Source organism: Kitasatospora sp. NPDC127060 (assembly GCF_042724935.1).
Lineage (GTDB): Bacteria > Actinomycetota > Actinomycetes > Streptomycetales > Streptomycetaceae > Kitasatospora.
The window spans coordinates 19,035-31,243 of the sequence record NZ_JBHXEG010000070.1; the positions used below are offsets into that span (position 1 = coordinate 19,035).

Sequence of the window (12,209 nt, forward strand, 5' to 3'; positions counted from 1 at the left end):
CCTGGGCGAGGATCATGTCCTCGCCCAGGGGGTCCGTTGTTGTTCCGGCCCGTGAGGCCGGTGACGGCTCCGTGTCAGGGGGCGCGGCCGGAGCCGCGCCCCCTGGCCACGGTCACCCCTGGCGGAACTCGCGGTCGATCAGGTCCATCAGCTCGTCGGCCGAGGCCGTACCGATCCCGGCGCCGCCCGCGCCGTCCGCCGTGCCGTCGGCGGCACCGTTCGAGGACCCGTTCGCGGGTCCGCCCGTGGATCCGTTCCCGGATCCGTTCGCCGCGCCCGCGTCCTTCGGACCGCCGGATGCCGTCCTCGGGCGGAAGGCCAGCAGCCGCAGGCGCTGGTCGATCGACGCGTCCGCGTCCTCCTGGGGCAACGCCGCCAACGCCGCCTCCAGTTGGTCGAGGTAGGCGAGCACCGTCTCGGCCGGCGACTGCTCCGGCGGGGCGAGGCGCTCCCTCAGGTACGCGGCCAGCGCCCCCACCGTCGGGTAGTCGAAGACCAGGGTGGCCGGCAGCGTGAGCCCGGTCGCCCGGTTGAGCCGGTTGCGCAGCTCGATCGCGGTCAGCGAGTCGAAGCCCAGCTCCTGGAAGGCGCGGTCGGTGGCGAGGCCGGCCGGGGAGCCGTGGCCCAGGACGGCGGCCGTGTGGCCGCGCACCACCTCGACCACCAGGGCCTGCTGGTCGGCCGGGTCCCGGCCGACCAGCCGCTCGGCGAGGGCGGGGCCGGTGTCGTCCGCCCGGCGCGGCGGCACCCGGACCAGCCCGCGCAGGACCGGCGGCAAGGCGTCCGCGGCCGCCTGGGCGCGCAGTGCCCGCAGGTCGAGTTCGGCCAGGACCAGGGCCGCGGGGCCCGCGTCGAGGGCGGCGTCGAACCGGTCGAGCGCGTCCGGCGTGGTGAGCCGGACGAGGCCGCGGCGGGCCGCGCCGGTCTCCCGGGCGCCCTCCGTCCGCGCGGTGAGCGCGCTGGTCTGCTCCCACGGGCCCCAGGCCAGGGACACCGCGGGCAGCCCCCGGGCCCGCCGGTGGGCGGCGAGCGCGTCGAGGAAGCTGTTGGCGGCGGCGTAGTTGGCCTGGCCTGGGGCGCCGAGGACGCCCGCGGCGGAGGAGAACAGCACGAACGCCGACAGCCCGAGGTGCTCGGTCAGGGCGTGCAGGTGCCACGCGGCGTCGGCCTTCGGGCGCAGCACGCCGTCCAGCCGCTCCGGGGTCAGCCCGGCCACCGTCGCGTCGTCCAGTGTCCCGGCGGCGTGGACCACGGCGGTCAGCGGGTGCTCGCCGGGGATCGCGGCGAGCACCGCGGCGAGTGCCTCGCGGTCCGCCGTGTCGCAGGCGGTGACGGTGACGGTGGCGCCGAGGCCGCCGAGTTCGGCGGCCAGTTCGCCGGCGCCGTCCGCCAGCGGGCCGCCGCGGCTGACCAGCAGCAGGTGGTCGACGCCGTGCGCGGTCACCAGGTGCCGGGCGACGAGGCCGCCCAGGGTGCCGGTGCCGCCGGTCACCAGGACCGTGCCGCCCGGCCCGAAGGACGAGGGCGCCGACACCGGCACGGGCGCGGTCGAGGGCGCGGGTACGGGCGGAGCCGCAGCCGGCCGGGCCAGCCGCGGCAGGTAGGCCCTGCCCCCGCGCACCGCGGCCTGCGGCTCCCCGGCGGCGATCGCCGCGGTGAGCGCGTCCTCGGTGGTGTCCGCGTCCACGTCGACGAGCTGGAAGCCGAGCGGGTTCTCCGACTGGGCGCTGCGGACCAGCCCCCAGACGGCGGCCGCCGCGAGGTCCGGCACGTCCTCGTGCGCGGTGACGGGTGTGTCGTCCCGGTCCGTGACGGCGACCGCGCCGCGCGAGAGCAGGACCAGCGTCGCCCCGGCGAAGGCCTCCTCGGCCGGCCACCGCTGGACCAGGTCCAGCGCGTGGTGGGTCGCCCGGTGCGTCCGCTCGGCCGGGTCGCCCGACCCCGCCTGCGCGGCGCCGCAGTCCACCACGACGGCGCGCGGTGTCGGGGCGCCGTCCGCGACGGCCGCGCGCAGCGCGTCCAGATCGGGGTACCGGGGGGCGCGGCCGCCGGTGATGCCGGTCTCGCCGACCAGGACCAGCGACGGCGCGGCGTCTCCGGCCGGGCCGGCCTCGACCCACCGGGTGGCCAACAGCGGCCCCCGGCCGCGGCCGGCCCCGAGCCCGCCCGGGCCCTGGACGAGCGGCCGCAGCCGCAGCGCCCCGATCCGCCCGAGCGGCCGGCCGGCGCCGTCGGCCAGGTCCAGGCCCACGGAGCGGTCGGCGCCGGACCGCACCCGGACGCGCAGCGTGCGGCCGGCGGCCGCCTCCAGCGAGAGACCGGTCCACGAGAACGGCAGCAGCACCGTCGACCCGTCGGCCGCGTCGTCCGGTGCGGGCGGCACCGCCATCAGGGCGTGCAGGGCGGCGTCGAGCAGTGCGGGGTGGACGCCGAACCCCTCCGGGTCGACGTCCTCGGGGAGGGCGACCTCGGCGTAGAGGTCACCGTCCCGCCGCCAGACCGCCCGCAGCCCCTGGAACACCGGCCCGTAGACCTGGCCCTTGGCGGTGAAGCGGTCGTACGCGGCGTCGGCGTCGAGCCGTTCGGCCCCGTCCGGCGGCCACACGGTCAGCGGCTCCGCCGCCGGCCCCGAGGCCGCGGTCAGCGACCCGGTGGCGTGGAGCGTCCACTCCGCGTCGGGGTCGTCGGACTCGGGGCGCGAGTGCACCGTGACGGCGCGCGCGCCGTCCTCCTCGGCCAGGACGACGACCTGCAGGTGGACACCGCCCTGCTCGGGCAGCACCAGCGGCGCGAGCAGGGTGATCTCGTCCACCGCCGCGCAGCCGGTCTCGCGCGCCGCGTACAGCGCCAGTTCGACGAAGGCGGTGCCGGGCACCAGGGCGGCGTCCTCCACCCGGTGGTCGGACAGCCACGGGTGGGTGCGCAGCGAGACCCGCCCACTGAGGATCCGCCGGCCGTCGGCGGCGACCGACAGTCCGGCCGAGACCAGCGGGTGCCCGGTGTCGGCCAGCCCGGCGGACGTGACGTCGCCCGCCACCGCCGAGGGCTTGAGCCAGTACGGGGCGCGCTGGAACGCGTACGTCGGCAGGTCGGGCCGGGCGGCGGCGGGGGCGAGCACCGTCGTCCAGTCGACCGGGGCGCCGTGCGTGTAGGCCCGGGCGAGGGCGGCCAGCAGCTCGCGGCCGCCGTCCTCGTCGCGCCGCAGCGTGCCGAGGGCCTGCGCGGGGACGTCGGCGCGTTCGATGGTCTGCTGCATGCCGACGGTCAGCACCGGGTGCGGCGCGGACTCGACGAACAGCCGGTGGCCGCTGTCGAGCAGCGCCTCGGTGGCCTCGGCGAACCGGACGGTGTGCCGCAGGTTGCGGTACCAGTAGTCGGCGTCCAGTTCGGCGGTGTCGATGATCGCGCCGGTGAGGGTGGAGTAGAAGGGCACGGTGCCGGTCCGCGGGCTGACGGGGGCCAGCACCTCCAGCAGCTCGTCGCGCAGTGCGTCGATGTGCGGGGTGTGCGAGGCGTAGTCGACGGGGATCAGCCGGGCCCGGACGCCCTCGGCCCGGTACCGCTCGACGAACGCCCGGACGGCGTCCGCGCCGCCCGCGACGACCGTGCTGTCCGGCCCGTTGACCGCGGCCAGGTGGACGTCGTCGGCCTCGGCCAGGCGGGTGGAGACCTCCTCGGCGGGCAGCGGCACCGAGGCCATGGTGCCCGTCCCGGCGAGCCGGGTCAGGACCTTGCTGCGGAGCGCGACCACGCGCGCCGCGTCGTCCAGCGACAGCGCCCCCGCCACGTAGGCCGCGGCGATCTCCCCCTGGGAGTGGCCGACGACCGCGTCCGGGACGACACCGGCGGACTTCCAGAGCTCGGCCAGCGAGGTCATCACCGCGAACAGCGCGGGCTGGACCACGTCCACCCGGGACAGGTCGGCCGCGCCCGGGCCGCCGCGCAGGGTGTCCAGCAGCGACCAGTCGGTGTGGTGGTCGATCGCCTCGGCGCAGGCGGTCAGGTGCGCGGCGAACACCGGTGAGCGCTCCAGCAGGTCGAGGGCCATGCCGTCCCACTGCGAGCCCTGGCCGGGGAAGACCAGGACGGTTCGGCCCGGCCCGGACGCGGTGTCCGGGCCTTGGACCAGTGCCGGGTGCGGCCGGTCGGCGGCGAGGGCCGCCAGCGCCGCGGCCAGGTCGTCGCGGTCGCGGCCGAGGACGACGGCGCGGTGCTCGAACGCCTCCCGGCCGGTGGCCAGCGCCCAGGCGGTGTCGGCCGGTTCGGCCGCGCCGCCCGCCGCGTACCCGGCGAGCCGGGTGGCCTGACCGCGCAGCGCCGCCGGCGTCCTGCCCGACACCGGCCAGGGCAGCGCGGCCGCGCCCCGCGGGTCCGGTACCAGGACGGCCGGGCCGGCGGCGGCGGGTGCCGGCGCGGTGGCGCGGTCGGCGGCGGCCGGCTGCTCCAGGATGATGTGGGCGTTGGTGCCGCTGATGCCGAACGCGGACACGCCCGCCCGCCGGGCCCGTCCGGTCTCCGGCCACGGCACCGTCCCGGTGAGCACCGAGACGGCTCCGGACTCCCAGTCGACGTGCGGCGTCGGCTCGTCGACGTGCAGGATCGCCGGCAGCCGGCCGTGCCGCATCGCCTGGACCGTCTTGATCACGCTCGCCACGCCGGCCGCCTGCTGGGTGTGGCCGATGTTGGACTTGACCGAGCCGATCCAGAGCGGCCGGTCGGCGGGCCGGTCCTGCCCGTAGGTGGCCAGCAGCGCCTGGGCCTCGATCGGGTCGCCGAGCGTGGTGCCGGTGCCGTGCGCCTCGACGGCGTCCACGTCCGCCGGGGTGATGCCCGCATTGGCGAGGGCCTGCTCGATCACCCGCTGCTGGGAGGGGCCGTTGGGGGCGGTCAGGCCGTTGCTGGTGCCGTCGGAGTTCACGGCCGAGCCGCGCACCACCGCGAGCACCTGGTGCCCGTTGCGCCGGGCGTCCGACAGCCGTTCGACCAGGAGCAGGCCGACGCCCTCGGAGAAGACGGTGCCGTCGGCGCCGGCTCCGAACGGCTTGCAGTGCCCGTCCGGCGCCAGGCCGCGCTGGCGGCTGAAACCGACGAAGACGCTCGGCGAGGGCATCACGGTGACGCCGCCGGCCAGCGCGAGGTCGCACTCGCCGTTGCGCAGCGACTGCGCGGCCAGGTGCAGCGCCACCAGCGACGACGAGCAGGCCGTGTCGACGGTCATCGCCGGGCCTTCCAGGCCGAGGGCGTAGGCGATCCGGCCGGACGCGACGCTGCTGGCCGCACCGGTCAGCAGGTAGCCCTCGACCGCCTCCGCCTCCCGGGACGCGCTGGCCGGGTACCCGTAGGACGTCATGCCGACGAAGACGCCGGTACGGCTGCGCCGCAGCGTCCCGGCGGGGATGCCGGCCCGCTCCAGGGCCTCCCAGGCGGTCTCCAGCAGGACGCGCTGCTGCGGGTCCGTGCCCAGCGCCTCACGCGGGCTCATGCCGAAGAACTCGGCGTCGAAGTGCCCGGCCTCCTCCAGGAAGCCGCCCCGGTCGACGTACGAGGTGCCGGGGTGGTCGGGGTCGGGGTCGAAGAGGCCGTCCAGGTCCCAGCCGCGGTCCTCGGGGAAGCCCGCCACCGTCTCCCGGCCGGTGTCGACGACGTCCCACAGCTCCTCCGGGGACCGGACACCGCCCGGGTAGCGGCAGGCCATCGCGACGATCACGACCGGGTCGTCGGCGCCGCCGGACGCGGCCCGGACGCGGACGGCGGCGCCCTCGGTCCGGCCGCCCAGCCGTTCGCGCAGGTACTCGGCGAGCGCGGCCGCGCTCGGGTGGTCGAAGACCAGGGTGGCGGGCAGTCGCAGGCCGGTCTCGACGTTCAGGCGGTTGCGGAGTTCGACGGCGGTCAGCGAGTCGAACCCGATCTCCTGGAACGGGCGCCGGGGGTCGATCGTCTCCGGCGCGGGGTGGCCGAGCACGGCGCCGACGTTGCCGCGCACCAGGTCCAGCAGCAGACCGCGCTGCTCGGCCTCGGAGCGGCCGGCGAGCTCCCGCGCCAGCGAGCCCTGCGTGGCGGTCCGGCCGCCGGCCCGGCGGCGGGCGGGGCGGAGGAAGCCGCGCAGCACCGCGGGCGCCGCCCGGGTCTCGGCGGCCGCCCGGACCGCGGCCAGGTTGATGCCGGCCGGGACGAGGTCGGCGCGGCCCCCGGCGAGCCCGGCGTCGAACAGCGCGAGCGCCTCGGCGTCGGACATGGTGGTGAGCAGGCTGTGCGCGACGGCGTGCTGCTTCTCCGCGAAGAGGTCGGCGGTGATGCCGCTGGCGCTCTCCCACAGGCCCCAGGCGAGCGAGACCGCGGGCAGGCCCAGCGCGTGCCGGTGCGCGGCCAGCGCGTCCAGGAAGGTGTTGCCCGCCGCGTAGTTGGCCTGCCCCGGGTTGCCGAGGGTGCCGGCGAGCGAGGAGAACAGCACGAAGGCGGTGAGGTCGAGGTCGCGGGTGAGCTCGTGCAGGTGCCAGGCGGCGTCGACCTTGGGGCGGAGCACCGGGTCGAGCTGACCGGGCTCCAGGACGGTGACGGCGGCGTCGTCGGTGACGCCCGCGGAGTGCACGACGGCGGTGAGCGGGTGCTCGGGCGGGATCGTGCCGAGCACCCGGCGCAGGGCCTCCCGGTCGGCCGTGTCGCAGGCCAGCACGGTCACCTCGGCGCCCGCCCCGGCGAGTTCGGCCCGGAGTTCGGCGGCGCCGGCCGCCTCGGGGCCGCGCCGGCCCACCAGCAGCAGGTGCCGGACGCCGTGCTGGGCGACCAGGTGCCGGGCGACCGCCGCGCCGAGCGTGCCGGTGCCGCCGGTCACCAGTACGGTGCCGTCGGCGGCGAGCGGCCGGGGGACGGTGAGGACGAGCTTGCCGGTGTGCTTGGCCTGGCTCATCAGCCGGAACGCCTGGGGTGCCTGGCGGACGTCGAAGGCACTGACCGGGAGGGGGTGCAGGACCCCCTCGTCGAACAGCCGGCCCAGCTCCGCGAGCATCCCCCGGACGTGGTCCGGGCCCGCCTCGACCGTCTCGAACGCCCGGTAGGCGACGCCCGGGTGCCGGGTCGCCACCTGGTCGGCGTCCCGGACGTCGGTCTTGCCCATCTCCAGGAAGGACCCGCCGCGGGGCAGCAGGCGGAGCGAGGCGTCCACGAACTCGCCGGCCAGCGAGTCCAGGACGACGTCGACGCCCTCCCCGCCGGTCGCGGCCCGGAACTCCTCCTCGAAGCCGAGCGTCCGGGAGTCGGCGATGTGCGCGTCGTCGAAGCCCGCCGCGCGGAGCGCGTCCCACTTGGGGCGGCTCGCGGTCGCGAAGACCTCCGCGCCCCAGTGCCGGGCCAGCTGGACGGCGGCCATGCCGACCCCGCCGGTGGCGGCGTGCACGAGCAGCCGTTGTCCGGGCCGCAGCCCCGCCAGGTCGTGCAGCGCGTAGTAGGCGGTCAGGAACGCGACCGGCGCCGCGGCGGCCTGGACGAACGTCCAGCCGGACGGCACCCGGGTCAGCGCGCGCCGGTCGGCCACCGCCACCGGGCCGACCGCGCCCTCCGGGAACAGCCCCATGACGGCGTCGCCGGGCGCGAGGCCGGTGACCTCCGGGCCGATCTCCAGCACCACGCCGGCGGCCTCGCTGCCGATGGCCGCCTCGCCCGGGTACAGGCCGAGCGCGATGAGCACGTCGCGGAAGTTCACCCCGGCGGCCCGGACGGCGACCCGCACCTCCCCGGCCGCCAGCGGCCGTTCGAGGGCGGGGGAGGGCTCCAGGACGAGATTGTCGACGGTGCCCGCCGCGGTGGTCGACAGCCGCCAGGCGGCGGCGTCCGCGGGCGGGGTCAGCAGCGCCTCGGTGTCGGCGTGGACCAGCCGGGCCGCGAAGGCGGAGCCGTCCCGCAGGGCGAGCTGCGGCTCCTGCGCGGCGAGGGCCTCGGGCAGCCGCCGTACGGAGGACTCCCGGCCGTCGAGGTCCACCAGGGCGAACCGGTCCGGCCGCTCCAGCTGGGCGACCCGCAGGAAGCCCCAGGCGGGGGCGGTGGCCAGGCCGGTGACGTGCTCCCCGGCCCGGACGGCGACCGCGTGCTCGGTGACCACGACCAGTCGGCTCTCCTCCAGCCGCTCGTCGGCGAGCCACTGCCGGACCAGGCGGTGGATCCGATGGGTGGTGGCGTGGGCGCCGTCGACCGGGTCCCCGGCGCCGGCGCCGGCGTCCGGACCGGCTCCGGCTCCGGCTCCGGCCCGGTCCTCCGCCGCGGCGAACACGACCACCGTCGCCGGGAGCGGCACACCCGCGTCGGCCTCCCGCAGCAGCGCCGCGAGGTCGTCGGCCGCCCGCGGCCGCCCCCCGAGCCACTCGACGGGGTGCGGGAACGCGCCGAGCACCGCCCAGTCGGCCGGGTCCTCCCGCTCGGCGGTGGCCGTCACCGGCTGCCAGGAGAGGCGGTACAGCGCGTCCCGGCGGACGACCGGCGCGGCGCCCTGCCCGTCGGCGAGCGGCCGCACGGTCAGCGCCTCCACCGAGGCCACCGGAGCGCCGCTCCGGTCCGTGATCGACAGCCCGACGGTGTCCGGCCCGGACAGGGTGAGCCGCACCCGCACCGCCGTCGCCCCGACGGCGTGCACGGCCACCCCGCGCCAGGCGAACGGCAACCTGGTCCGGCCGTCGTGCTCGGCGCCGCTCAGCGCCGTCACGTGCAGCGCGGCGTCGAACAGTGCCGGATGCAGGGCGAACCCCCGGACGTCCGCGCCCGAGGGCAGCTCGACCTCCGCGAACAGGTCGTCACCCAGCCGCCAGGCGGCCCGCAGCCCCTGGAAGACCGGGCCGTACTCCAGGCCGAGGGCGCCGAGCCGCGGATACACCTCCGCCGTCTCCAACCGGGTCGCCCCCGGCGGCGGCCACTCCTCGGCGGGCTGCTCCGCCGGCGGCGCCGACGGGGCCAGGACCCCGGTCGCGTGGCGGGTCCACGGGACGTCCTCGGAGTCCGGGCCGTCGTCCTCCGGCCGCGAGTGGATGCCGACGGCGCGCGCGCTGTCCGGCCCCGGCGCGCCGACCATCACCTGGATCCGGACCGCGTTCCGCCCGGGCAGGACCAGCGGGGCGTGCAGGGTCAGCTCGGCCAGCTCGCCACAGCCGACCCGGAACGCCGCGTGCAGGGCGAGTTCGGCGAACGCGGTGGCCGGCACGATCACCGAGCCGTGCACCGCGTGGTCGGCCAGCCACGGATGGGTGCGCAGCGACAGCCGCCCGGAGAACAGGTGGCCGGTGCCGTCGGCCAGCACGGTCTCGGCCGCCAGCAGCGGGTGGTCCGCCGAGCCCAGCCCGGCCGACCGGACGTCGCCGGCCGCCCCGGCCGCCTCCGGCCAGTAGCGCTCCCCGGCGAAGGCGTAGGTCGGCAGGTCGACGGGCGTCGCCGGCCGGCCCGGCGCGATCCGCGCCCAGTCCGGGCGGGCGCCGTTGACGTGCGCCTCGGCGAAGGACTCCAGCAGCCGGGCCCGGCCGCCGTGGTCGCGCCGGAGCGTGCCCTGCGCGACCGCCTCGGCGCCGCCGTCCTCGATCGTCTCCTGGATCGCGGCGGTGAGTACCGGGTGCGCGCTCACCTCGATGAACAGCGTGTGCCCGTCGGCCAGCAGAGCCCGGGTGGTCTCCTCGAACCGCACCGGCTGCCGCAGGTTGCGGTACCAGTACGCCGGGTCGAGGGCCTCGTCCGCGCCGAGCGGTGCCGCGGTGACGGTGGAGTAGAACGGGATGCCGACCGGCTGCGGCACGATCCCGGCCAGCGCCTCCCCGATCCGCTCCCGGACGGCCTCCACGAACGGGGTGTGCGAGGCGTAGTCGACCGGGATCAGCCGGGCCGGGACCCGGTCGGCCCGGCAGGCGTCGACCAGCTCCCGCAGCTCTTCCGGCGCGCCCGCCACCACCGTGGTGCCCGGCGCGTTGACCGCGGCGACACTCAGGCTCCGCCGGTCCGGGCGGTCCAGCAGCCGCGCGGTCTCCGCCGCCGGCAGCGGCACGGAGGCCATGCCGCCGGTACCGGCCAGGTCGAGCAGGGCGCGGCTGCGCAGCGCCACGATCCGTGCGGCGGCGTCCAGCGAGAGCGCCCCGGCGATGTGGGCGGCCGCGATCTCGCCCTGGGAGTGGCCCACCACCGCGTCCGGCCTGACCCCGGCGGCCTGCCACACGCGTGCCAGCGAGACCATCACGGCGAACAGCGCCGGTTGCACCACGTCGACCCGGTCCAGCGTCGGTGCGCCCGGCGCGTCGTGCAGCACGTCGAGGAGCGACCAGTCGGTGTACGGGGCGAGGGCGTCGGCGCAGGCGTGCAGGTGCTCGCGGAAGACCGCGGAGTCGTCGAGCAGGTCGACCGCCATGCGCGCCCACTGGGAACCCTGCCCGGGGAACACGAACACCGTTCGGGCGGCGGTGCCCCGGCCGCGTACGACATGGGCGCCGGGCTTGCCGTCGGCCAGCGCCCGCAAGCCCTCCAACAGTTCCTCACGGGTGCCGGCGACGACCGCCGCGCGGTGCTCGTGGTGCTCGCGCTCGACGGCCAGCGCGTGGGCGGCGTCGGCGGACGGGAGCTCGGGGCGGGCGGTCGCGAAGTCCAGCAGCCGCTGGGCCTGGCCGCGCAGGGAGCGTTCGCTGCGGGCCGAGACCAGCCAGGGGAGGGCGCCCTCGGCCAGCAGGGGCGGGGCGGCGGCCTCGGCGGGCGCGGCGTCGGGGGCGGCGTCGGAGGCGGCCGCCCCCGGTGCGGTCGGGCCCGGGTCGGCGGCCCGCTCGGGGCGCGGCGGTGCGGCCTCCAGGACGATGTGCGCGTTGGTCCCGCCGACACCGAACGAGGAGACGGCGGCGCGGCGCGGCCGTCCGCTCTCCGGCCACGGCCGCGCGGAGGTCAGCAGCCGGACGTTGCCCGCGTCCCAGTTCACGTGCGGCGTCGGGGCGTCGACGTGCAGGGTCTTCGGGAGCAGCCCGTGCTGCAGCGCGAGCACCATCTTGATGACGCCCGCCACCCCGGCGGCGCCCTGCGGGTGGCCGATGTTGGACTTCACGGAGCCGAGCCAGAGCGGCTCGCCGCCGGGCCGGTCCTGCCCGTACGTGGCGAGCAGCGCCTGGGCCTCGATCGGGTCGCCGAGCGTGGTGCCGGTGCCGTGCGCCTCGACGGCGTCGACGTCCCCGGCGGTCAGCCGGGCATCGGCCAGTGCCAGCTCGATCACCCGCTGCTGGGACGGCCCGTTGGGCGAGGTCAGGCCGTTGCTGGCGCCGTCCGAGTTGACCGCCGAGCCGCGCAGCACGGCCAGCACGCGGTCGCCGTCCCGGTGGGCGTCCGACAGCCGCCGCAGCATCAGCAGGCCGACGCCCTCGCCCCAGCCCAGGCCGTCGGCGGCGGCGGCGAACGGCTTGCAGCGCCCGTCCGGTGCCAGGCCGCGCTGGCGGCTGAACTCGGTGTACCAGGCGGAGGTGGCCATGACGGTGACCCCGCCGGTCAGCGCCCGGTCGCACTCGCCGCCGCGCAGCGCCCGGATCGCCAGGTGCAGGGCCGCCGCGGAGGAGGAGCACGCGGTGTCCACCGTGAGCGCCGGGCCCTCCAGCCCGTACGCGTAGGCGATCCGCCCGGACATGATGCTGCTCTGGGTGCCGGTCAGGACGTAGCCCTCGACCTGGTCGACGGCCGGCGCCAGGCTCTGGTCGTAGGTCTGGCCGATGCTGCCGACGAACACCCCGGTACGGGTCCCGCGCAGCGTCGCGGGCGGGATCCCGGCCCGCTCGAAGGTCTCCCACGCGACCTCCAGCAGCTGGCGCTGCTGCGGGTCCATCGCGAGGGCCTCGCGGGGGCTGATCCCGAAGAAGTCGGCGTCGAACCGGTCGGCGCCCTCCAGGAACGAGCCGTCCCGGGTGTAGCTCTTGCCCGGGGCGTCGGGGTCGGGGTCGTAGATGTCGTCGATGTCCCAGCCGCGGTCGCCGGGGACGCGGGCGACGGCGTCCCGCTCGGACAGCAGCAGCTCCCAGAGCGCCTCCGGCGAGTCCACCCCGCCGGGGAAGCGGCAGCCCATGGACACCACCGCGATGGGCTCGTGCTCCCGGTCCTCGACCTCCGCGAGGCGTCGGCGCACCTGACGGAGACCGGCGGTCGTCCGATTCAGATAGTCGCGCAGCTTCGCCTCGTTGGCCGTCGGGCCCAGATCAGCCGAGTCGGAATTCATCCGCTTTCCC

General features: G+C 77.4%; 1 protein-coding gene. It reads right to left on the reverse strand.

The features are described from left to right. Nucleotides 1–112: 112 nt before the first annotated feature. A complete protein-coding gene (locus ACFWIS_RS30670; RefSeq protein ID WP_380461384.1) occupies nucleotides 113–12,199 on the reverse strand; it encodes an SDR family NAD(P)-dependent oxidoreductase in 12,087 nt (4,028 codons plus the stop codon). Nucleotides 12,200–12,209 lie beyond the last annotated feature (10 nt).

Bases quoted from the DNA above. Each gene is read 5' to 3' on its own strand.
- ACFWIS_RS30670 (WP_380461384.1), bottom strand. From the start codon at position 12,199: ATGAATTCCGACTCGGCTGATCTGGGCCCGACGGCCAACGAGGCGAAG.